Origin of the sequence: Streptomyces sp. HSG2 (assembly GCF_016598575.1) — a bacterium.
In the GTDB taxonomy this organism is placed as follows: domain Bacteria; phylum Actinomycetota; class Actinomycetes; order Streptomycetales; family Streptomycetaceae; genus Streptomyces.
Genome location: NZ_CP066801.1, coordinates 2,896,101 through 2,917,552, shown reverse-complemented (window position 1 = coordinate 2,917,552; position 21,452 = coordinate 2,896,101). Strand labels below are relative to the sequence as shown.

The 21,452-nt window shown below is 74.9% G+C and carries 18 protein-coding genes and 1 riboswitch; of the genes, 7 read left to right on the top strand and 11 right to left on the bottom strand.

All coding sequences use genetic code 11. The annotated features are described in order from the left end of the window. Positions 1 to 42: 42 nt before the first annotated feature. Positions 43 to 1,206: a hypothetical protein gene (locus JEK78_RS12395; protein WP_200258469.1), complete on the bottom strand. Its 1,164-nt coding sequence runs from the start codon at positions 1,204 to 1,206 to the stop codon at positions 43 to 45. Positions 1,207 to 1,325: 119 nt separating this feature from the next. On the opposite strand from JEK78_RS12395, the gene JEK78_RS12390 reads away from it, so the two are divergent. After that, positions 1,326 to 3,857, top strand: a complete 2,532-nt coding sequence (locus JEK78_RS12390) for a helicase-associated domain-containing protein (RefSeq protein ID WP_200258467.1) — start codon at positions 1,326 to 1,328, stop codon at positions 3,855 to 3,857. A 110-nt stretch (positions 3,858 to 3,967) separates the two neighbouring features. Here the strand turns inward: JEK78_RS12390 and JEK78_RS12385 are convergent, their stop codons facing one another. Continuing rightward, positions 3,968 to 4,363 (bottom strand): hypothetical protein, encoded by a 396-nt coding sequence (locus tag JEK78_RS12385; protein ID WP_200258465.1) that lies wholly within the window; start codon positions 4,361 to 4,363, stop codon positions 3,968 to 3,970. Between the two features lie 536 nt (positions 4,364 to 4,899). On the opposite strand from JEK78_RS12385, the gene JEK78_RS12380 reads away from it, so the two are divergent. After that, a complete protein-coding gene (locus tag JEK78_RS12380) occupies positions 4,900 to 6,537 on the top strand; it encodes a DNA repair helicase XPB (RefSeq protein WP_200258463.1) in 1,638 nt (545 codons plus the stop codon). A gap of 108 nt (positions 6,538 to 6,645) precedes the next feature. Here JEK78_RS12380 and JEK78_RS12375 read toward each other — a convergent pair whose 3' ends face one another. Then, entirely contained in the window at positions 6,646 to 6,831 is a 186-nt protein-coding gene (locus JEK78_RS12375; RefSeq protein WP_200258461.1) for a hypothetical protein, read from the bottom strand. A 264-nt stretch (positions 6,832 to 7,095) separates the two neighbouring features. Between JEK78_RS12375 and JEK78_RS12370 the strand changes: the two genes are divergently transcribed. Both JEK78_RS12370 and JEK78_RS12365 read left to right on the top strand, forming a co-directional pair. Beyond that, positions 7,096 to 9,219 carry an AAA family ATPase gene (locus tag JEK78_RS12370; protein WP_200258459.1) on the top strand — a complete coding sequence of 708 codons (2,124 nt, stop codon included), beginning with the start codon at positions 7,096 to 7,098 and terminating at the stop codon, positions 9,217 to 9,219. Then, positions 9,216 to 9,896 carry a hypothetical protein gene (locus JEK78_RS12365; protein WP_200258457.1) on the top strand — a complete coding sequence of 227 codons (681 nt, stop codon included), beginning with the start codon at positions 9,216 to 9,218 and terminating at the stop codon, positions 9,894 to 9,896. The genes JEK78_RS12370 and JEK78_RS12365 overlap by 4 nt, the downstream gene beginning before the upstream one ends. A 31-nt stretch (positions 9,897 to 9,927) precedes the next feature. Here JEK78_RS12365 and JEK78_RS12360 read toward each other — a convergent pair whose 3' ends face one another. Beyond that, positions 9,928 to 10,212 (bottom strand): DUF4031 domain-containing protein, encoded by a 285-nt coding sequence (locus tag JEK78_RS12360; protein WP_200258455.1) that lies wholly within the window; start codon positions 10,210 to 10,212, stop codon positions 9,928 to 9,930. After that, a complete protein-coding gene (locus tag JEK78_RS12355; RefSeq protein WP_200258453.1) occupies positions 10,209 to 10,592 on the bottom strand; it encodes a hypothetical protein in 384 nt (127 codons plus the stop codon). The genes JEK78_RS12360 and JEK78_RS12355 overlap by 4 nt, the downstream gene beginning before the upstream one ends. Before the next feature lie 225 nt (positions 10,593 to 10,817). On the opposite strand from JEK78_RS12355, the gene murQ reads away from it, so the two are divergent. From murQ to JEK78_RS12340, 3 genes are read left to right on the top strand one after another with little or no spacing between them, the layout of a single operon-like run. Then, positions 10,818 to 11,753, top strand: a complete 936-nt coding sequence (gene murQ / locus JEK78_RS12350) for an N-acetylmuramic acid 6-phosphate etherase (protein ID WP_200258451.1) — start codon at positions 10,818 to 10,820, stop codon at positions 11,751 to 11,753. A gap of 16 nt (positions 11,754 to 11,769) precedes the next feature. Continuing rightward, positions 11,770 to 13,263, top strand: coding sequence for a PTS transporter subunit EIIC (locus JEK78_RS12345; protein ID WP_242483048.1), 1,494 nt, complete (start codon positions 11,770 to 11,772; stop codon positions 13,261 to 13,263). Then, complete coding sequence (locus tag JEK78_RS12340; protein ID WP_200258446.1) at positions 13,211 to 13,774, top strand: hypothetical protein; 564 nt, start codon at positions 13,211 to 13,213, stop codon at positions 13,772 to 13,774. Before JEK78_RS12345 ends, JEK78_RS12340 begins: the two co-directional genes overlap by 53 nt. Before the next feature lie 70 nt (positions 13,775 to 13,844). Here the strand turns inward: JEK78_RS12340 and JEK78_RS12335 are convergent, their stop codons facing one another. From JEK78_RS12335 to thrC, 6 genes are all read right to left on the bottom strand, one after another. Beyond that, complete coding sequence (locus JEK78_RS12335) at positions 13,845 to 15,365, bottom strand: carboxylesterase family protein (RefSeq protein ID WP_200258443.1); 1,521 nt, start codon at positions 15,363 to 15,365, stop codon at positions 13,845 to 13,847. 32 nt (positions 15,366 to 15,397) lie between these two features. Beyond that, a complete protein-coding gene (locus JEK78_RS12330) occupies positions 15,398 to 16,537 on the bottom strand; it encodes an NADH:flavin oxidoreductase (RefSeq protein ID WP_200258440.1) in 1,140 nt (379 codons plus the stop codon). Positions 16,538 to 16,744: 207 nt separating this feature from the next. Continuing rightward, positions 16,745 to 18,370, bottom strand: a complete 1,626-nt coding sequence (gene groL, locus JEK78_RS12325) for a chaperonin GroEL (protein WP_200258437.1) — start codon at positions 18,368 to 18,370, stop codon at positions 16,745 to 16,747. 467 nt (positions 18,371 to 18,837) lie between these two features. After that, on the bottom strand, positions 18,838 to 19,041 hold the full coding sequence (locus JEK78_RS12320; protein WP_004986573.1) for a cold-shock protein: 204 nt from the start codon (positions 19,039 to 19,041) through the stop codon (positions 18,838 to 18,840). 430 nt (positions 19,042 to 19,471) lie between these two features. After that, positions 19,472 to 19,747: a MoaD/ThiS family protein gene (locus tag JEK78_RS12315; RefSeq protein ID WP_200258435.1), complete on the bottom strand. Its 276-nt coding sequence runs from the start codon at positions 19,745 to 19,747 to the stop codon at positions 19,472 to 19,474. 155 nt (positions 19,748 to 19,902) lie between these two features. Then, positions 19,903 to 21,213: a threonine synthase gene (gene thrC, locus JEK78_RS12310; protein ID WP_200258433.1), complete on the bottom strand. Its 1,311-nt coding sequence runs from the start codon at positions 21,211 to 21,213 to the stop codon at positions 19,903 to 19,905. 18 nt (positions 21,214 to 21,231) lie between these two features. Next, positions 21,232 to 21,400, bottom strand: a riboswitch (SAM riboswitch). Positions 21,401 to 21,452: the final 52 nt, after the last annotated feature.

Sequence of the window (21,452 nt, the reverse complement as noted above, 5' to 3'; positions counted from 1 at the left end):
CCACCGGGTCGCCACGGCGCGGGCCGCGTCGCCCCGTGGCGGTCAACCGGTCCGGCGGGCCCGCCACACCAGGTAGAGCGCGGAGGCCACCGCCGCGCCGCGCAGCACCCATGGCCAGGCCTCGGAGACGACGACGCCCAACTCCCCGGAAGCCACCGGATCGCCCCACCGGTCGTCCGCCCGGCCCCACAGCCACAGCCCCGCGGCGGCGGCCACCGCCCCGGGAACGCCCAGCACCGCCCACTTGATCTGCGCCGGGGTCAGCCTCCGCGACAACAGGACGATCGACCAGCCGAGGGCCAGCGGCACCAGGCTGCCCAGCGCGGCGCCGACGAACAGCAGGGCCGCCGCGCACAGCAGGAACGGGGACCGCCCGCCGATCCCGGACCACAGGGCCCGCGCGCGACGGGCCGTCGACGGCGGACCGGGCGCGGCCTCGGCCGCCGCCCCACCTCCCGGACCGGGGCTCGGGACGACCCTCGACCCCGATTCCGGCACGGGGCCCGGCTCGCCTCCTCCCGGCACCGGGTCCCCCGCCCCCTCCCACCGGTACGGCCGGGGAATCCGCACGCCGCCGACGAACCCCGGCACGCCCTCCCCGACCTCCGGAGGCCGGTGCCGGACCCGCCACCAGTCCCGCTCCTCGACGAGGTCGCCCGGCGCCGAACCGGCGGGCGGCACCCCGCCGGGCGGTGGACCGGCACCAGCCGTCACCCGAGGCGGATCCGCCTCACCGGACCCGCCGGCCCGCGCCGCGCCCGAGACGGGCCCCGGCCCGACGGAAGTCGCCGAGGCACCGGCGGCCGGCGGACCCTCGGCGGGCGCCGGCGGCCCGGGGAGGTCCCCCGCCGTCGGTCGGCCGGCGAACACGCGGGCCCGCCGGCCGACACCGCCCGCGGCGGAGGTCCGCCCCGCCGGGCCGACGGCGCCCTCCGGGGGCGCGGCGGGCCCCGGCCCCCGGGTGCGTGGTCCGTCGTCGCGGCCACCGGACGCGGCCGACACCACCTCGTCCGGGGTGCCGAGCCGCCCCAGGATGCGGCGCACGGCGGCCGGAGAGTCGGCCGACTTCGCCCGCCGTCCGTCGATCTCGTCGCGCAGCCGGGAGACCAACCGCGCCCGGTCGGACGCCGTCATCTGCCGCCGTTGGGCGACGTCCCCGACCCGGCTCAGATACTCGTAGACGGTCTGGTCGCTCTCGATCCCCACGAACCCTCCCGAGCGGCGCGGTGTTGATGACCCGTCGGAGCACGCTACCCGCACGGCCGGGCGGGGTGCTCGGCGCGACGCGGGCCCCCACCCGCCCCCCAGCGGCTACCGTGGGGCGGATGAGCACCGAGGACAAGCCCCCGGCCCCCCGGTCCCTGGCCGAGGACCTGCGCGCCAGGGACGACGCCTCGCTGGCCGCCCTGCTGCGCGCCCGTCCCGACCTCGTCACCCCCGTCCCCACCGACCTCACCGACCTGGCCACGCGGGCCGGGACCCGCGCCTCGGTGGTCCGCGCGCTGGAACGCCTGGACCTGTTCGCCCTGCAGACCGCCCAGGCGCTGGCGGTGGCGTCGGACCCGGCGACCTTCGGGGAGCTGCTGGGGCTCATGGCCGGGGACGATCCCGACCCCGAGGTCGCCACCGCCCTGCCGAGGGCCCGCGCCGTCCTGCACGAGCAGGCGTTGCTGTGGGGCGGGGACGATCGGCTTCGCCTGGTGCGCACGGCGCGCGAGCTGCTCGCCCCCGCGGCCCGCCGACCGTCCCCGACCGGCCTCGGGCCCGATGTCCGGGAGGCGGCGGCGGGCATGTCCCCCGGCCGCGTCCAGACGCTGCTCGCGACGGCGGGCCTGCCCGCCACCCACGACTCCGTCTCCGCCGTCACGGAGTTGACCGCGCTCTTTCGCGACCGGAAGCGGATGGCGAGGCTGCTGGCCGCGCTCCCTCCCGACTCCCGGGAGGTGCTGGACCGCCTCGCCTGGGGACCGCCCTACGGACAGATCACCGCCGACCCGGCGCCCAGGCTCCGTCTGCTCCTGGACCGGGGGCTGCTGTTGCCGACCGCGCCGGGGACCGTGGTGCTCCCGCGCGAGGTCGCGTTGCATCTGCGGGGCGGGAGGGCGCACCGGGAGCCCCGCCCCTCGGCACCGCCGGTGACCGCCGCCCGCTCCCACCCCCCGCCGTCCGCGGACGGCGCCGCCGCGGGGCAGGCGCTGGCCGCGCTGGGCACTGTCGAGGAGCTGCTGCGAGGCTGGGACGAGGGCGGCCCGGCCGTGCTGCGGGCCGGTGGTCTGAGCGTGCGGGAGCTGAGGCGCACCGCCGCCGACCTGGAGGTGTCCGAGCCGGTCGCCGCGTTCTGGCTGGAGTCGGCCTACTGCGCCGGGCTGCTCGCCCCCGACGGCGCGGAGGACGAGCACTACGCCGCCACCCCGGCCTACGACGCCTGGCGCGAGCTGCCCGCCGCCCGGCGCTGGGCGCTGCTCGCCGACGCCTGGCTGACCTCGACGCGGACTCCGGGCCTGGTCGGCGGCGAGGACGCGAGGGATCGGGGACACACCGCGCTCGGCCCCGGCCTGGACCGCTCGGCCGCCCCGGAGGTGCGGCGGCGGGTGCTGACGCTCCTCGCCGATCTGCCCGAGGGCGCCGCCGCGGACACGGAGGCGGTGACGGCCCGGCTGCGCTGGGAGCGCCCGCGCCGCGAGGACGACGACGACCTGCGGACCCGGCTGGCGCGGTGGGCGCTCCTGGAGGCGGAACTCCTCGGGGTCACCGGGCGGGGGGCGCTGTCGACCCACGGCCGGGCGCTGATCGGGTGCCCGGCGTCGCCTCCGGGCGGGACGGCGCGGACCGCGGGCGGCACCGACGGCCGGCCGCCCGCCCGCCGCACCGCCCGCGGGTCGACCCCGGTCCCGCCGGGCGGCGCTGTCGGCGAGGCCGCGGAGGAGGCCGCCCGGCTGCTCGCCCCGCTGCTGCCGGAGCCACTGGACCACGTCCTGCTCCAGGCGGACTTGACGGCGGTGGCGCCGGGACCGCTGGAGTCGGGGCTGGCGGAGCTGTTGCGGGTCGCCGCGGACGTCGAGTCGACCGGCGGGGCCACCGTGTACCGGTTCACGCCCGGCTCGGTCCGCCGGGCGCTCGACTCCGGTCGGACCGCCGAGGAACTGCACGCCTTCCTCGCCGCCCACGCGCGGACACCGGTGCCACAGCCGCTGACGTACCTGATCGACGACGTGGCCCGACGCCACGGGCGGCTGCGAGTGGGAGCCGCCTCGGCGTACGTGCGGTGCGACGACGACGCCACCGTCCGCGAGATCCTCGCCGACCGGCGCGCCGCCGGCCTGGGGCTGCGGTCGTTGGCGCCGACCGTGCTGGCCGCGCGGGCGGACCCGGCGTCCTTGTTGGAGGGGCTGCGCGCGATGGGGTTCGCGCCGGCGGCGGAGTCCGCCGAGGGGGACGTGGTGGTCGCCCGCGCCGAGCGCCGCCGCACCCCGCCCCGCGCGGCTCCGCGACCGGTGGTGGACGGGCCGCCGGTCCCGGACGAGGCGCTGCTGGCCGCCACCGTCCGGGCGCTGCGGGCCGACGTCGGCCCGCGCCGCGCGGAAGCGGCGGGCGGGGCGGAGGGGGTCGCTCCCCGGACGGACGCCGCCGACACCCTGGCCGCCGTCCAGGCGGCCGCGTTGACCGGTGGCACCCTGTGGATCGGCCATGTCGACGCCGGGGGGATCGCCACCCGACGGCTGGTCGCCCCGGTCCGTGTCGAGGGGGGCTTCGCGACCGTGTTCGACCACACCGCCGACGAGGTCCGCACCTACCCGCTGCATCGGATCACCGGGGTCGCCGAGGCCCAGGCCCCACCGCGGGACGGCGCCGACTGACGGCGCGAGTCCGCGTTGGGCGCAGGCCGCGCGGCGCCAGGCGGTCCGGTGGTGACGGACGCGAGCATCGCGACCGCCACCCCGGACATCACCGCCGCGCGGGGCGCCTGTCAGTGCACGACGATGGAGAACCAGGAGTCCGCGACCGCGCCGCTGTGATCGGTGGTCCACACCTTCGCCGCGTGCTCGGCGGCGCCACACCCGGCGGCCCACGTGTAGTTGACGATCCGGGCGCGCTGCAGGGCGCTGACGCTGGGCAGCACCCGCGCGGGGTGGAAGTCAGGGTCGGTGAAGACCACGCAGTACTCGCCAGGCCCGAGTCGCCTCACCTCCTCCACGCCCTTGGCACTGCGGATCTCCCCCTTGGAGTCGACGGTGGCCCCCGCCTGAGCGTAGGGCGCCCTGACGTTGTCGGCGACGGCCACGGCGACGCCGGCCGTCACCGCCCCGGTCGTCACGGCGGCCAGAGCGACGGCCGCGCGCCGGGACCACGTGTACGTGAACATGCTGCTCCCTGTATGTCGAGCCCGATGACGTGCACTCAGAGAGTAGCCATTCGACAACAAGGCGTAATCGCCACGTCTCGGCGCCCGCCCCACCGCGAGACCGACCCGAGGGTCGGCCGACAGGGCCGGAGGGCCCTGACCCTGCGGCCCCGCCGAGGAGCGGACGCGGCACCCCCATCCGCTCCACAGGCACATACCGGAACCACGGATTCACCCGATCGAAGGGGCAAGCCCGGAACCCGTCGTCACACCGGCATCGAGGTGACGAACTCGATGCCGCCGCTCGCGACGCCCGGTCCCCGGCGGAGCCGCGTTGGCGTCCAGCACTAGGGCGCCGCCGCACGACGCCCTTTTCGCCCGGCGGGTTCGCCCGGCGGGGTAGAATTCCCTGTTTGCGCGCGGGAGTCCCACTCCGAGGGCGACGCGCGGTCCCGGCACACCCGCCGTGACGCCCCGGCGGCGTCGGGCACGGGGCGGCTCACGAGCCGTCGCGGTGTGTCGTCCGTCACGGAGCGGTCCCACGTCCGGAGGTGTACGTGTCCTGCCTGATCGTCCAGTCCGACAAGACCCTGCTGCTGGAGGTCGACCACGAGACGGCCGACGCCTGCCGACGGGCCATCGCCCCCTTCGCCGAGCTGGAGAGGGCACCGGAGCACATCCACACCTACCGGGTGACCCCGCTGGGGCTGTGGAACGCGCGCGCGGCCGGTCACGACGCCGAGCAGGTGATCGACGCGCTGGTGACGTACAGCCGCTACCCGGTGCCCCACGCACTGCTCGTCGACATCGCCGAGACGATGGACCGCTACGGCCGGCTGACCCTCGCCAAGCACCCCGCGCACGGCCTCGTCCTGACCACCACCGACCGTCCGGTCCTGGAGGAGGTGCTCCGGTCCCGGCGGGTCGCCCCGCTGGTCGGCGCCAGGATCGACCCCGACACGGTGGCCGTGCACCCCTCCGAACGGGGCCAGATCAAACAGACGTTGCTGAAGCTGGGCTGGCCGGCGGAGGACCTCGCCGGGTACGTGGACGGCGAGGCGCACCCGATCGAGTTGGCCGAGGACGGCTGGGCGCTGCGCCCGTACCAGAAGCAGGCGGTGGAGAACTTCTGGCACGGCGGGTCCGGCGTGGTCGTGCTGCCCTGCGGGGCCGGCAAGACGCTCGTCGGCGCGGGGGCGATGGCCCAGGCCCGGTCCACCACACTGGTCCTGGTGACGAACACCGTCTCGGCCCGGCAGTGGAAGCACGAACTGGTGCGGCGGACGTCGCTGACCGAGGACGAGATCGGCGAGTACAGCGGGGCGCGCAAGGAGATCCGGCCGGTCACCATCGCCACGTACCAGGTGCTCACGACGAGGCGGAAGGGCGTCTACCCGCACCTGGAGCTGTTCGACTCCCGGGACTGGGGCCTGATCGTCTACGACGAGGTGCACCTGCTTCCGGCCCCGGTGTTCAAGTTCACCGCCGACCTCCAGGCCCGCCGCCGCCTCGGCCTCACCGCGACGCTGGTCCGGGAGGACGGCCGGGAGTCGGACGTGTTCTCCCTGATCGGTCCCAAGCGGTTCGACGCGCCGTGGAAGGAGATCGAGGCGCAGGGCTACATCGCGCCCGCCGACTGCGTCGAGGTCCGGGTGGACCTCACCGAGTCCGAGCGGCTGGCGTACGCCACGGCGGAGACGGAGGAGAAGTACCGCTTCTGCGCGACGACGGAGACCAAACGCAAGGTCACCGAGGCCTTGGTACGCCGCTTCGCCGGCCGGCAGACCCTGGTCATCGGGCAGTACATCGACCAGCTCGACGAATTGGGGGAGCATCTCGGGGCGCCGGTGATCAAGGGCGAGACGCCCAACGCGCAGCGGGAGAAGCTCTTCGACGCCTTCCGGGAGGGCGAGATCGGCGTGTTGGTGGTGTCCAAGGTGGCCAATTTCTCCGTCGACCTGCCGGAGGCGACGGTGGCCATCCAGGTGTCCGGCACCTTCGGCTCACGCCAGGAGGAGGCACAGCGCCTGGGCCGGGTGTTGCGGCCCAAGGCCGACGGGCACCAGGCACATTTCTACTCCGTCGTCGCCCGGGACACCGTCGACCAGGACTACGCCGCGCACCGCCAACGGTTCCTCGCCGAGCAGGGCTACGCGTACCGCATCGTCGACGCCCACGACCTGCTGTCGGACTGAGCCCGTCGGCGAGGTTCCCCGCGGCCCGCGCCTTCCGGGGCCCCGGCGCGACCGGGGTCCGACGGCACCCGGTGACCCGGGGGCCGCCGCGGCGGGGCGGGTGCGGCCTCACCGGCCGCGGACACCGGCCTCCTCGCCGTACTCGCCGAGGACGACCACGTCGAACGCGGCCCCCACGAACACCCGCACGGCGCGCAGGGCGTCGCCGAGCCGATGGCGATGGCCGCCCACGACGGCCGTCGCGCCCGACGGGCGGCCCGGCGCCGCCGCCGGAAAGAGGGTCGTCGCACTCATGGTTCCAGTGTGCGACTCCCGGCCACCGCCCGGCCTCGGTCCGCGGACCGAATCCGGGCGTCGGACACCGGGGAGGGCCGAGCCGGGCGCCGGAACGCAAATCGCCGGCGCGAAGACCGCACGGCTCCCTAGAATCGCCCCTCCCGCCCGCCTCCTCCCCGGAGCGCCGCCGCCCGGACGGAACCGGCCGGCATCACCGCGCCGCGCGCCCATCGCGCCCGGCCCGCGACCGTCCACGCCGGCACCACCCCCGGAGGCAGTCCCATGCCCACGCCCGCACACGCCGACGCGCCCGACGCCTCGGCCGGACCCGACCCGACGCTCGCCCGCGAGCGGGCCCACCTCGCCGCCTCCCGGGCGGCGCTGCGGGCCATGCGGGAGGACGCCGAGTCCCTCGACATCGGCGACGTCGCGGCGAACCGGGTGGCCGCCGCCGCCCTGGGGCGCCGGATCGAGAAGCGCGTCGAGGAGCTGGCGGACCGGGAGGACACCCCCCTGTTCTTCGGGCGCCTCGACTACGAGCCCCCCGCCGACCCGTCCGAGACCGGCGACTTCGCGGGGGAACGGTTCCACGTGGGCCGCCGGCACGTCCACGACACCTCCGGCGACCCCATGGTCGTCGACTGGCGGGCGCCGGTCTCCCTGCCCTTCTACCGGGCGTCCAGACGGGACCCGCTCGGCGTCGCGCTGCGAAGGCGCTTCGGCCACACCGGCGGCGACCTCACCGCCTACGAGGACGAGCACCTCACCGACCCGGACCGCGGACCGGAGGGCGGCCGGCTGCTCCAACGGGAGATCGAACGACCGCGCGTCGGCCCGATGCGCGACATCGTGGCCACCATCCAGCCGGAGCAGGACCGGATCGTGCGCGCCGGCCTCGGCGGCACGGTCTGCGTCCAGGGTGGGCCGGGCACCGGGAAGACCGCCGTCGGCCTGCACCGGCTCGCCTACCTCCTGTACGCGCACCGGGAGCGGCTGGCCCGCACCGGCACCCTGGTGGTCGGACCGAACCGGTCCTTCCTCCACTACATCGAGCAGGTCCTCCCCGCCCTGGGCGAGCTGTCGGTGCGCCAGGCCACCGTCGAGGACCTCGTGTCGCATGTGACGATCCGGGGAACGGACACCCCCGCCGCAGCGATGATCAAGGGCGACGCGCGGATGGCCGCGGTGGTGCGCCGGGCCCTGTTCGCACACGTCGCCCGGGCCACCGAGCCGGTGGTCGTGGTCCGCGGCTCCCGGCGCCTGCGGATACCGGCGGAGGAGGTCGACGGCCTGGTGACCGAGCTGTCGGAGCGTGGCCTGCGGTACGACGCCGGTCGGGCCGCGCTGCCCCGGCGGATCGCCCACGCGGTCCTGGTCCGGATGGAGGAGGCCGGCGAGGCCCCCGACGACCGGGTACAGGACGCGGTGGCCCGCGACCGCGCGGTCAAGGCGGCCGTCCGCGCCGTCTGGCCCGCGGTCGACCCGGCCCGACTGGTGCTGCGCCTGCTCTCGGACGCCGACTTCCTCGCCACCCACGCCCGGGGCGTCCTCGACGCGCACGAGCAGCGGGCGATCGTGTGGCCGCGGCGTCCCCGGTCGACGAGGGCCGCCCCGTGGTCTCCCGCGGACGCCGTGCTGATCGACGAGGCCATGGACCTGGTCGAGCGCACCCCGTCCCTGGGGCACGTGGTCCTGGACGAGGCCCAGGACCTCTCCCCCATGCAGTACCGGGCGGTGGGCCGCCGCTGCTCCACGGGCAGCGCCACCGTCCTCGGCGACCTCGCGCAGGGCACCACGCCCTGGGCCACCCCGAGCTGGTCACAGGCCCTGGTCCACCTCGGCAAGGCCGACGGCGTCGTGGAGGAGCTGACGGCCGGCTTCCGCGTCCCCGGGGACGTGATCGCCTATGCCTCCCGACTGATCCCGCACATCGCGCCCGACCTGACCCCGGTGGCGTCCGCGCGGGTGAACCCGGGCTTCTTCGAGGTGCGCGCCACCGACCCCGCCTCCGGCCTGACCCACACCGTGGCAGCCTGCCGCGAGATGCTCGCCCGGGAGGGCTCGGTCGGTCTCATCGCCGCCGACGCGGCCGTCCCGGAACTGGCCGAGGCGCTCGCGGCGGCGGGCGTCGGGCACCTGCGCCCGGGCGAACCGACCACCCCGGGCGCGCGGCTCGCCCTCGTCCCCGCGTCACTGGCGAAGGGACTGGAGTACGACCACGTCGTCCTGGCGGAACCCGCGGCCGTCGTGGAGGGGGAACCCGACGAGCGCACCGGGCTGCGGCGGCTGTACGTCTGCCTGACCCGCGCCGTCTCGGGCCTGATCGTGACCCACGCCCGCCCTCTGCCCGCCCGGCTGGACCCGACCGACCGTTCCGGGGACCGACCGGCCACCATGGGCGTATGACGGACCCGGACCCCACGCCCGAGCGTTTCGCGGCGGCCCTGAACCGGGCACGCGGCGGCGCCGGCCCCGACCCCGCCCCGTACGCCGAGGACCTGATGGCCCGCTGGCGCGAGCCCCAGCGCCGATACCACACCCTCGACCACCTGACCGCCGTCCTCGACCGGATCGACCTGCTCCGGGAACACGCCGCCGACCCCGACGTCGTGCGGCTGGCCGCCTGGTTCCACGACGCCGTGTACCGGCCCGACCGGTCCGAGAACGAGGAACGCTCGGCGCGCCTGGCCGAGCGGGCGCTGCGCGAGGCCGGGGTACCGGAGGACAAGACCGCCGGGGTCGCGCGGCTGGTGCGGCTCACCGCCACCCACGACCCGGAGCCCGACGATCGCGACGGGCAGGTCCTCTGCGACGCCGACCTCGCGGTCCTCGCCGGATCACCGCCGGAATACGCCGCCTACGCCGCGGCCGTCCGGGCCGAGTACGCCTTCGTCCCGGACGACGTCTTCCGCGCCGGCCGCGCCGAGCTGCTGCGCCGACTCCTGGCCCTCCCCCGGCTCTTCCGGACACCGCACGGCCGGCGCGCCTGGGAACCGGCCGCCCGCCGCAACCTCGCGGCCGAGCTGCGCGAGGCGGCCCCGCACCCCCCGGACCCGGACACCGGCACCGGGAGCGGTCCCTGATGCCCGGACCACCGCCCGCGTCCCGTCCGCGCTAGCGCCGGGAGCCGATCGACGCGCGCCCTCCCCGCCGCCGGCGCAGGCCCGCGCCGTGCAACAACCGCACCACCTCCCGGCTGCCGATCTCGACCGCGCCGGCGCCGACGGCGTCCGCGTAGCGGTGCTCCGGGAGGTCGTAGTGGTCGCCGTCGAAGGCGCGCCCCGGCACCCCGAGCCGGCTCGCGAACACGTGCAGCTCCGCGAACGAGACGTCGCTGATCAGGTGGGACCAGAGGCGCCCGTGGCCGGGCCAGGTCGGCGGGTCGATGTAGAGGGTCATCGGGCGTCCCTCCCGGCGGAGCCGCCCAGCGCGCCCAGCGGGGCGACCCGCACGCCCGCCTCCGCGCACACCCAGTGCGGGTCCTCGCCGAGCTCGGGATCGACGTCCAGCGCGTGCGGGTCCCCCGGCTCGCACACCGGGCAGACCGGCCAGCGGCCGTATCGCTCCAGGAGCGCGTCCTGCACGTCCTGGGCCACCAGGCCGGGCAGGAACGCGGCGCCCTCGGGCCACTGCTCCACCCACCAGCGGCGGTGCGTGACGGACTCCTCGACCAGCGACACGACGTCCGGCTCTGCCACCGCGCCGGCGGCGAGGTCGGCCAGGACGAGGGCCCGGGCGGCGTGCAGCGCCCGTTCCGGCGGGCTGAGGGGGTGTTCCATGCCCCCCATTGTGCGCACTCCGCACCCTGTCCTCCGCACCGCGCCGAGGGTGCCGCGGCCGGCCGCTCCGCCGGCGCCGAGGGCGGCGGCGGACGATGATGGGCCCGTCCCGGAACGGACGTCCCGGGTGACGCGGCGGCCCGCGCGCCCGCGCCGAGGCCGCCGGACCGGGACCGTCGCCCGGCACGAGCGCGCCGGGGCCCCGGGCATCCCCGAGGAGACCAGGTGAACGCGACCCCCCGCCGAACCGGGCCGGCCGAGAGGCTGGACACCCTGACCACCGAGGCGTACCGACCCGAACTGGCCGACATCGACCGCCTGGACACCCTCGCCATCGCCCGGGCGATGAACGCCGAGGACGCGAGCGTGGCCGCCGCGGTCGCCGAACGGTTGCCGGAGATCGCCGCCGCCGTCGACGCCGTCGCGGCCCGCATGGCCCGAGGCGGCCGGCTGGTCCACGCGGGGGCGGGCACCGCGGGCAGGCTGGGGGTACTGGACGCCGCCGAGTGCCCGCCGACCTTCGGGACCTCCCCAGGACAGGTCGTCGGGGTGATCGCGGGCGGGCGCCGGGCGGTGGTCTCCTCCGTCGAGGGCGCCGAGGACTCCGCCGAGGCCGGCCGCGCCGACCTGGAGGCGCTCGGCATCGGCCGCGACGACACCGTGGTCGGGATCTCCGCCTCGGGCCGCACGCCCTACGCGCTGGGGGCGGTGGAACACGCCCGCGCCCGCGGCGCCCTGACGGTGGGGCTGGCGTGCAACCGCGGCAGCGCCCTGGCCGCGGCGTGCGACCACGGCATCGAGGTGGTCGTCGGACCGGAGCTGATCGCCGGCTCCACCCGGCTGAAGGCCGGGACCGCCCAGAAACTCGTCCTCAACACGCTGTCGACGATCACGATGATCAGACTCGGCAAGACGTACGGGAACCTCATGGTCGACCTGCGCGCCACCAACGAGAAGCTGCGCGCCCGCTCGCGCCGCATCGTCTCGCTGGCCACCGGCGCGCCCGACCACGAGGTCGAGCGGGCGTTGGCCGCCAACGGCGGTCGGGTCAAGCACGCCATCCTGACCCTGCTGGCCGATGTGGACGGCCCGACGGCCGCCCGCCTTCTGGAGGACTCCGCGGGTCGGCTGCGCGCCGCGCTGGCAGCCGCAGCGGACTGAGCAGCAGGCTCGGTCCGTGCACCAGGACCCGCGCTCCGCCGCAGCCGCGCTGCTCCCCCTCGTGGGCGGCCCCGCCAACGTCGTCTCCGTCGCCCACTGCGTCACCCGTCTGCGGCTGACGCTCCTCGACCGCTCCCGGGTCCGCGACGCCGACCTGCGCGCCCTGCCGGGCGTGCTGGGCGTCGTCGAGGACGGCGACACCTACCAGGTCGTACTGGGGCCCGGGGTGGTGGGCCCGGTGACGCGGGCCTTCGAGGGGTTGCTCGGGGAGGAGGCCACCCCCGACCCGCTCGGAGAGTCGGCCGCACCCGGGCCCCCCGGCACCGCGGAGCGGCTGGCCGCGCGGGGGGCCGAGATGCGGGCGGCACGGGGCCGTCGCAACCGCACACCTCTCAAGCGCGCCCTTCGCCGCGTCGCCGACATCTTCGTCCCCCTCATCCCGGCCCTCATCGGCTGCGGCATCCTCGCCGGGGTGGCGGGACTGCTGCGCAACCTCGGGTGGCTGCCCGGCCTCACCCCGGCGCTGACGGCGCTCTCCTCGGCGTTCATGGCGCTGATCGCGGTGTTCGTGGGCCACAACACGGCCAAGGAGTTCGGCGGCACGCCGATCCTGGGCGGCGCGGTCGCCGCCGTCGTCGTCTACCCCGGCGTGGCGGAGGTGACCGCCCTCGGAACCCCGCTCTCCCCCGGACAGGGCGGCGTCCTCGGCGCGCTGGCCGCCGCCCTGCTCGGCGTGTCCGTGGAGAAGGCGTGCCGGTCCCGGCTCCCCGGAACCCTGGACGTCCTGCTCACCCCCACGCTGACCGTGCTGGTCTCCGGACTCCTCACGCTCTACGTCCTCATGGCGGCGGCGGGCGCGGTGGCCTCGGCGATCGGCACGGCCGCCGGCTGGCTGCTGTCGACGGCGGGCGCGCCGGCCGGTCTGCTGCTCGGCGGACTCTTCCTGCCCCTGGTGATGCTCGGTCTCCACCAGGCCCTCATCCCGCTCCACACCACCCTCATCGACCAGCAGGGGCACACCGTTCTACTGCCGGTGCTGGCGATGGCGGGCGCGGGTCAGGTCGGCGCCGCCGCCGCGGTGTACGTCCGGCTGCGTCACGACGCCTCGCTGCGCGCCACGATCCGTTCGGCGCTCCCCGCCGGCCTGCTGGGGGTGGGCGAACCGCTGATCTACGGCGTGTCGCTGCCTCTGGGGCGTCCCTTCCTCACCGCGTGCGTGGGCGGGGCGGCGGGCGGCGCCTTCGTCGGGTGGTTCGCGATGCTGGGCACCGAGGTCGGCGCCACCGCCATCGGCCCCTCCGGGTGGGCGCTGTTCCCGCTTCTGGCCGGCGCCTCGGGCCCCTGGGTGACGCTCGGCGTCTACGTCGGCGGCCTCCTGACCGGGTACGCGGTGGGCTTCGCGGCGACGTACTTCTTCGGCCTCGGCGGTGTCGGCGCCGTGTGCGATTCTGAGCCCCATGAACCACGCGCAGCTGACCGCCCTGGGCCGCGCTCTGCGTCTCCTCGGTGAGCACGGCGAGGAACTGACGACGGACGCCCCGGAGGCCCGACTCCACGAGGTGGGCGCCGATCTGCGGCGCGCCCTGGAGCTGCTGGAGGCGAGCGTCACGACGGCGCCCCCCACCACCCGCTGCCCGGAGCACCCGACGGGACCGGTGGACGAGAGCGCGCCCGATCTGTGCCTGCTCTGCGAGACGCGGCGTCGGGCCGCCCGGCGCGCCGAGTTCGACGGCCCGGCCCCGCCCCGCCGGCCCGCCGACCCCACGCCTTCCCGCTACGGCGTGCGCGCCGAGCGCCCGAGGCCCCAGCAGCGCTGGCTGCCGGAGCTGTGGAACGGCCGGGCCTGGCAGCTGTGCGGAACGCCGCGCCGGGACCGCCGCGAGGCGGAGGCGTATCTCGCCGCGCGGCGGCGGGCTCCCCGCGCGGCGCCCGCGTACCGGCTGGTGCACGAGTTCACGGACTACGAGGTGGTGCGGGTGTGGGGCGTCCCGGTGCGGGCGGAGCCCGACCGGCCGGTGTGAGGGACGCCGGGGCCCGGCGCGGAGCGCGCTCCGCCCGCCGGCCGTGTCCGTGCGCCCTCGCGGCGCGCGCTCAGTCGAGGAGGGGCAGGGGTTCGATCTCCGTGCCCCGCCAAAGACGCATGGTGGTCTCCTCGGGGTGGCCGGCGACCCGCGGCGGGGTGTCGAGCACCCGCACGGTACGCCGCTCGGTGTCGTACGCCGGCCAGCCGGGGTCGCCCGTCGCCGCGAACGACCCCCACGCGCGTCGCATCAGGGTGGAGAGTTCCGTGATCGCGGGGCTCGGGTCCCGGCCGGCGAAGAAGAGCACGCCCAGGTCGGCGTGGAAGGTGCCGAAGAGCAGGGGCACGTCCAACGCGTGGGGGGAGCCCAGGGCGGGGTCCGCCGGGGCGGGGAGGGTCAGTTCGTAGACGTGGGCGCGCCCGCCGCCGGCGAGGGCGGCCTCGGCCAGGCGGAGGGCGGGCACGACGAACAGCCAGTCGTTCTGGACGCGCTCGAACAGGTCGGCCGGGGTGGCGTCGGGGTAGGCCGAGCGGTAGGCGGCGGGGCCGTCGATCCGGGGGGCGTAGAGGCGCAGGGTGCGGGCGGCCTTCACGGGGCCGACCTCGCCGGCCCCGGACAGCGCGCCGAACAGCCGGAACTCGTCGCGGTTGTGCCCGACGAGGAGATCGGGGCCCCGCCCGGCGCCGGCGGCCAGCGCCCGCCAGGGGGTGGTCGGCAGGACCTCGCCGTCGACGACGGGCGCGTAGGGAACGCGGGTGGGGGCGAGGCGTCCCCAGCGGGCGGCGTGCCGGGGCATCCGGGCGGACAGGGCCTGGCCGGCCGCGGGCAGGGCGCGTGGGTCGGTGGTGGCGAGGGAGGCGGCGGTGGGGCTCAGGCCCGCCTCGGCGGCGAGGGCGCGCGCCACGTCGCGGGCCAGTTCGTCGGAGAGGAAGGTCCCGGGCATGCTCTGCGCCACGGCCCGGTGGAACAGTCCGGCCGCGCTCGGCATGGCGGTCAGGGACGCCACGCACCCGGCCCCCGACGACTCGCCGAACACGGTGACCCGGTCGGGGTCGCCGCCGAAGCCGGCGATGTTGTCCCTGACCCACTCCAGCGCGGCCACCTGGTCGAGCAGACCGCGGTTGGCGGGCGCACCGTCGATCCGGGCGAATCCTTCCACGCCGAGGCGGTAGTTGAGGGAGACGACCACGACGTCGCCGTCCCGGGCGAGGTGGCGGCCGTCGTGGCCGGGGCTGCCGGAGTGGCCCGACCGGTAGGAACCGCCGTGGATCCAGACCATCACGGGGCGGCGGGCGAGGGGGTCGGGGTCCGGGGTCCAGACGTTGACGGTGAGCCACGCGTCGCCGGAGGCGTGGGCCGGGGGCACCGCGCCCGGCAGCGCGGGCTCCTGCGGCGCGGGGGGCCCGAAGGCATCGGCTTCGCGGACCCCGTCCCACGCCGAGGGGGGACGGGGTGCCGCGAAGCGGTGCGCGCCGAGGGGTGGGTCCGCGTACGGTATGCCGCGGAAGACGGCGAGGCCGTCCTCCCACCGCCCGCGCACCGCGCCGGCGGTGGTGCCCACCACGTGTCCCGCGAGTCGATTCGTCGTCATCCCTCGGAGTCTACGCGCGGGTAACAGGGCTTTCAGCTGAGGGACTTGATGGCCTCGGCCGAGTAGGGAGCGAGGTCGTCGAAGCGGCCGGCGAGGACCTTCTCGGCCCACAGCGGGTCCTGGAGCAGGGCGCGGCCGACGGCGACGAGGTCGAATTCGTCGCGCTCCATGCGGTCCAGGAGGTTGTCGAGGCTGCCCAGTTCGGCGCCCTGCCCCTGGAAGGCCTTGATGAAGTCGCCGTCGAGGCCGACCGATCCGACGGTGATGGTCGGCCTGCCGGTCAGCTTCTTCGTCCACCCGGCCAGGTTGAGGTCCGATCCGTCGAACTCCGGGAGCCAGTAGCGGCGGGTGGAGGCGTGGAAGGCGTCGACGCCGGCCTCGGCGAGGGGGGCGAGGATCGCCTCCAGGTCCTGTGGGGTCGACGCGAGGCGGGCGTCGTAGGCCTCCTGCTTCCACTGTGAATAGCGGAAGACGACGGGGAAGTCCGGCGAGACGCGCTCGCGGACCGCGGTGACGATCTCCGCGGCGAACCGGGTCCGGGCCACCGGGTCGCCGCCGTAGGCGTCCGTGCGGCGGTTGGTGCCCGACCAGAGGAACTGGTCGACGAGGTAGCCGTGGGCTCCGTGGATCTCCACGCCGTCGAAGCCGACGCGCTGCGCGGCGGCGGCGGCCTCGGCGTAGGCGCCGATGACGTCGTCGATGTCCCGCTGGGTCATCGCCCGACCGGTGGGTTCGTCGGCTCCGAGGGCGATCCCGGAGGGGCCGATCGCGGGGGCCTCGGCGACGGGCGGGTCGCCCGGCCGGCGGACCATGCCGATGTGCCACAACTGCGGCATGATCGTGCCGCCCGCGGCGTGGACGGCCTCGGCGACCCTGGACCATCCCGCGAGTTGCTCCTCGCCGTGGAACCGGGGCACCCGGTCGCTCTGTCCTGCCGATTCGTGGCCGATGTAGGTCCCCTCGGTGACGATGAGTCCGACGCCCGCGGCGGCGCGGCGCGCGTAGTAGGACAGGACGTCCTCGCCGGGGACGCCGCCCGGCGAGAACATCCGGGTCATCGGCGCCATCACGACGCGGTTGGGGACGGTGAGTCCGTTGAGGGCGAGGGGGCGGGCGAGTATCCGCGCCACGCGCGAGGCCGCCTCGGCGGCTCCGACTGCGGTGACGGTCACGGGGGACTCCTCGTGGGGTCGACGACGACTGGCCGGTCTGTGCGCGCGCACAGACCGCTGTCTCCTCAACCCCCTTGCCGTACAAGGCCATTCCCGCCCCCGGAAGAGCGGCGTAGTGATCCGTGACACGCCCGAGGGCGGCACCCCTGGTGAAGTCCAGGGGTGCCGCCCTCGGCACGGAAAGGACGGTACCGATCCTCTGGAGGATCAGAAGTCCATGTCACCGCCCGGCATGCCGCCCGGGGCGCCGGCCGGAGCGGCCTTCTCGGGCTTGTCGGCGATGACGGCCTCGGTGGTGAGGAACAGCGCGGCGATCGACGCGGCGTTCTGCAGCGCGGAACGGGTCACCTTGGCGGGGTCGATGATGCCTTCGGCGATCATGTCGACGTACTCGCCCGACGCGGCGTTCAGGCCGTGACCGACCTGGAGGTTGCGCACCTTCTCCACGACGACGCCGCCCTCCAGACCACCGTTGACGGCGATCTGCTTGAGGGGGGCCTCCAGCGCGAGCTTCACGGCGTTGGCGCCGGTCGCCTCGTCACCGTCGAGCTCCAGCTTCTCGAAGACCTGGGAGGCCTGGAGCAGGGCCACGCCACCACCGGCGACGATGCCCTCCTCGACGGCCGCCTTGGCGTTGCGGACGGCGTCCTCGATGCGGTGCTTGCGCTCCTTCAGCTCGACCTCGGTGGCGGCACCGGCCTTGATGACGGCCACGCCGCCGGCGAGCTTCGCCAGGCGCTCCTGCAGCTTCTCGCGGTCGTAGTCCGAGTCGCTGTTCTCGATCTCGGCGCGGATCTGGTTGACGCGACCGTTGACCTGGTCGGTCGAGCCGGAGCCGTCGACGATGGTCGTCTCGTCCTTGGTGATGACGACCTTGCGGGCGCGGCCCAGGAGGTCCAGGGTCGCGTTCTCCAGCTTGAGGCCGACCTCCTCGGAGATGACCTCGCCGCCCGTGAGGATGGCGATGTCGCCGAGCATGGCCTTGCGGCGGTCGCCGAAGCCGGGGGCCTTGACGGCGACCGACTTGAAGGTGCCGCGGATCTTGTTGACGACCAGGGTCGACAGGGCCTCGCCCTCGACGTCCTCGGCGATGATCAGCAGCGGCTTGCCCGACTGCATGACCTTCTCCAGGAGCGGGAGCAGGTCCTTGACGTTGGAGATCTTGGAGTTGGCGATCAGGATGTACGGGTCGTCGAGGACGGCCTCCATACGCTCCATGTCGGTGGCGAAGTACGCCGAGATGTAGCCCTTGTCGAAGCGCATACCCTCGGTGAGCTCCAGCTCCAGACCGAAGGTCTGGGACTCCTCGACGGTGATGACGCCTTCCTTGCCGACCTTGTCCATGGCCTCGGCGATCAGCTCGCCGATCTGGACGTCGGCGGCGGAGATGGAGGCCGTGGAGGCGATCTGCTCCTTGGTCTCGACGTCCTTCGCCTGCTCCAGCAGGGCGGCGGAGACGGCCTCGACGGCCTTCTCGATGCCGCGCTTGAGGGCCATCGGGTTGGCGCCGGCGGCGACGTTGCGCAGGCCTTCCTTGACCAGGGCCTGGGCGAGCACGGTGGCGGTGGTCGTACCGTCGCCCGCGACGTCGTCCGTCTTCTTGGCGACCTCCTTGACCAGCTCGGCGCCGATCTTCTCGTACGGGTCCTCGAGCTCGATCTCCTTGGCGATGGAGACGCCGTCGTTGGTGATCGTGGGGGCGCCCCACTTCTTCTCGAGGACGACGTTGCGGCCCTTGGGGCCGAGGGTCACCTTGACGGCGTCCGCGAGCTGGTTCATGCCGCGCTCGAGGCCGCGCCGCGCCTCCTCGTCGAACGCGATGATCTTGGCCATGTGAAGTGGTCCCTCCAGGACTGGGGGTGATTCCTTCGGACCGCGCCCGCGCCCGCGACGGACGGCTCGCGAACCGTGTGGTTCCTTGCCCCACCCGGCTCACGGGCCTCACCGACCCGGTCCTTCGTTGTCACTCTCACCTTCAGAGTGCTAACGCCAATAGTTAGCACTCGCACCGGCCGAGTGCAAGGCGCTTCCACGAAGCGACCCGTCGGGAAGCGGGCGGGTCGAGGCCCGTCGGCCCGCGACACCCCGGGCCCGCACCCCCGCCGGGCGCGTCCGGGCCGCCCGGGTGCCGCCGTCCCGTCACACCGGCTCGGCGGGATCCGTGCCACCGACTCGCCGCCTTCGCGCACGGTCGCCGGACCCGTCCGACCGGGGCGAGCGGGCCCGGACACGCCTGAGGGTCCGCACCCGCGCGGGTGCGGACCCTCTCGGAGACGACCGGTCACGGTCGACCCCACGTTTCAGGCGGTGACGCGAACCATGTCGGCCTGCGGCCCCTTCTGGCCCTGCGAGATCTCGAACTCCACCCGCTGACCCTCTTCCAGGGTGCGGTATCCGTCCATCTGGATCGCGCTGTAGTGGACGAATACGTCCGCACCACCGTCGACCGCGATGAAGCCGTACCCCTTCTCCGCGTTGAACCACTTGACGGTGCCCTGAGCCATGCCAACTCCCCTATTACTGGCCCTTGCGCGGATCCGCACTTCGCGGATCCGGGTCAGACCTCGCCCCCCAACGGACGGGGACGTGCGCCGGAACGCGTCGACCGCGGCCGAATGTATCTGTCCGACTGCCGTCGGCAACAGGTCAATCGGACGAGAATTCAGGACGCGGCCGACCCACAACCTCACGACAATCAGTACGATTACCGGGCAATCCGGGCCGGACAAAAGGAGCGAAAGCCGCGAAGGCCGCCCGCAGTTTGGCTGCATATCGACGGGAGCACGGCAGAATTCGAAGGCCCCCGACTTCACGAACGAGGGCGCGTTCCCCAACTGTACCGCGTTCAATCCCGCGGAATCGCCGCCTCCGCATCTCTCGCGGAAGCGGTCCCCGGGGCCACTCCACGTCGCCGCGGGCCGGGTCGACGCCCGGTCAGCCGCCCGCGACCGCCGGGATGATGGACACGCCCGCCCCATCGGGGGTCGCGGTCTCCAGCCCGCTCTCGAACCGGACGTCGTCGTCGTCGACGTAGACGTTGACGAAGCGCCGCAACCGACCCTGGTCGTCCAGGACCCGGGCGGCGATGCCGGTGTGCCGGCGCTCCAGGTCCTCGATGACCTGACCGAGAGTGGCGCCCTCGGCGGTCACCTCGGCCCGGCCGCCGGTGTAGGCGCGCAGGATGGTGGGGATGCGGACGGTGACACTCATGAGGACCTCCGGTCGTCGACGCCCCGTTCGAGGCGGGGGCCGGCCATGGTCGATCGGTACCGTCCCACGCGCGACCGGCCCCGGCGGCACGCGGACGGGCTGCGGTCCCGCGTCGGCGCGCGGACGATCTCCGGGGCGAAGCGGGACCGCGGCGGTCAGCCGAGACCGGCCTCCCGGAAGGACGCCAGGCTCGGGCGGATCGTCGCCGAGAGCCCCGCCCCCTCCACGGCGTCCAGCGTCTTGAGTCCGTCGCCCGTGTTGAGGACGACGGTGGTCTTCCCCGGGTCGAGTACACCGGACTCCACGAGCTTGCGGGTGACGCCCACCGTCACCCCGCCCGCGGTCTCCGCGAAGATACCCTCGGTCCGCGCCAGCAGCCGGATCGCGTCCACGACCTCCGCGTCCGTCACGTCCTCCACCGCGCCCCCGGTCCGTCGGGCGATGTCCAGCACGTACGGCCCGTCGGCCGGGTTGCCGATGGCCAGCGACTTGGCGATGGTGTCCGGCTTCTGCGGGCGGACGACGTCCTGCCCGGCCTTGAAGGCCGCCGACACCGGCGAGCAGCCGGCGGCCTGCGCGCCGAAGATCCGGTAGGGACGGTCCTCGACCAGCCCCAGCCGGACCAGCTCCCGGAACCCCTTGTCGATCTTCGTGAGCTGCGAACCGGAGGCGACCGGCACCACGATCTGCTCGGGCAGCCGCCAGCCCAGTTGCTCGCAGATCTCGTACGCCAGGGTCTTCGAGCCCTCCGCGTAGTACGGCCGCAGATTGACGTTGACGAATCCCCAGCCCTCGCCTGCCGGATCCCCGATCAACTCGGAGCAGAAGCGGTTGACGTCGTCGTAGGTGCCCTCGATGCCGACGAGGTCGCCGCCGTAGACGGCGGCCATGACCACCTTGCCCCGCTCCAGGTCGTGCGGGATGAACACGCAGCTCCGAAGCCCCGCCCGGGCGGCGGCGGCCCCGACCGCGCCGGCCAGGTTGCCGGTGGAGGAGCAGGACAGCGTGGTGAAACCGAAGGCGCGGGCCGCCTCCAGGGCCTGGGCCACGACCCGGTCCTTGAAGGAGTGCGTCGGATTGCCGGAGTCGTCCTTGACGTGGAGCCCACCGGTCACCCCCAGCTCGCGGGCGAGGTTGTCGGCCCGCACCAGCCTGGTCCAGCCCGGATTCAGGTTGGGTCGGGAGGCGACGTCCGCCGGGACCGGCAACAGCGGCGCGTAGCGCCAGACGCTCGCGGGGCCCGCCTCGATCCGCCGACGCAGCTCCTCGGCGTCCAGGTCGTCGAAGTCGTAGGCGACCTCCAGCGGGCCGAAACACTCCGCGCAGGCGAAGACCGGACCGAGAGGGACACGGTGACCGCACTCGCGACAGGCGAGCGCGGCGGCGGGACCGAGGTCCACCGGGCCGCGGGCGCCGTCCGACGGGGCGGCCGAGGGTGACGCGGGGGCGAGAGTCTTGGAAGCCATGGCAGGCGAGGCCCTTTCTCCTCATCTTTCCCACGACGCATCTCGCCGTGAGACGGACTTGGCACCTTCCCTAGCCGGGAGCCTCGCGCGAACCGACCGCGCCGACGGCGACGGTGGGGTACGAGTACCGGCTGGAGGGTTGCCGGGGCTTCAACGGGCCGTTTCCCTCTGCCCCTCTGGATGAGCTGTATGCGGTTGTGACAACGGGGAACCCGACATGCGACGGTCATCCGCGTTGT

What these genes read in the sequence shown, in the direction of transcription:
- JEK78_RS12390 (WP_200258467.1), top strand. Translation starts at nt 1,326, where the DNA reads ATGAGCACCGAGGACAAGCCCCCGGCCCCCCGGTCCCTGGCCGAGGAC.
- JEK78_RS12385 (WP_200258465.1), bottom strand. Translation starts at nt 4,363, where the DNA reads ATGTTCACGTACACGTGGTCCCGGCGCGCGGCCGTCGCTCTGGCCGCC.
- JEK78_RS12375 (WP_200258461.1), bottom strand. Translation starts at nt 6,831, where the DNA reads ATGAGTGCGACGACCCTCTTTCCGGCGGCGGCGCCGGGCCGCCCGTCG.
- JEK78_RS12370 (WP_200258459.1), top strand. Translation starts at nt 7,096, where the DNA reads ATGCCCACGCCCGCACACGCCGACGCGCCCGACGCCTCGGCCGGACCC.
- JEK78_RS12365 (WP_200258457.1), top strand. Translation starts at nt 9,216, where the DNA reads ATGACGGACCCGGACCCCACGCCCGAGCGTTTCGCGGCGGCCCTGAAC.
- JEK78_RS12360 (WP_200258455.1), bottom strand. Translation starts at nt 10,212, where the DNA reads ATGACCCTCTACATCGACCCGCCGACCTGGCCCGGCCACGGGCGCCTC.
- JEK78_RS12355 (WP_200258453.1), bottom strand. Translation starts at nt 10,592, where the DNA reads ATGGAACACCCCCTCAGCCCGCCGGAACGGGCGCTGCACGCCGCCCGG.
- JEK78_RS12340 (WP_200258446.1), top strand. Translation starts at nt 13,211, where the DNA reads ATGAACCACGCGCAGCTGACCGCCCTGGGCCGCGCTCTGCGTCTCCTC.
- JEK78_RS12335 (WP_200258443.1), bottom strand. Translation starts at nt 15,365, where the DNA reads ATGACGACGAATCGACTCGCGGGACACGTGGTGGGCACCACCGCCGGC.
- groL (WP_200258437.1), bottom strand. Translation starts at nt 18,370, where the DNA reads ATGGCCAAGATCATCGCGTTCGACGAGGAGGCGCGGCGCGGCCTCGAG.
- JEK78_RS12320 (WP_004986573.1), bottom strand. Translation starts at nt 19,041, where the DNA reads ATGGCTCAGGGCACCGTCAAGTGGTTCAACGCGGAGAAGGGGTACGGC.
- JEK78_RS12315 (WP_200258435.1), bottom strand. Translation starts at nt 19,747, where the DNA reads ATGAGTGTCACCGTCCGCATCCCCACCATCCTGCGCGCCTACACCGGC.
- thrC (WP_200258433.1), bottom strand. Translation starts at nt 21,213, where the DNA reads ATGGCTTCCAAGACTCTCGCCCCCGCGTCACCCTCGGCCGCCCCGTCG.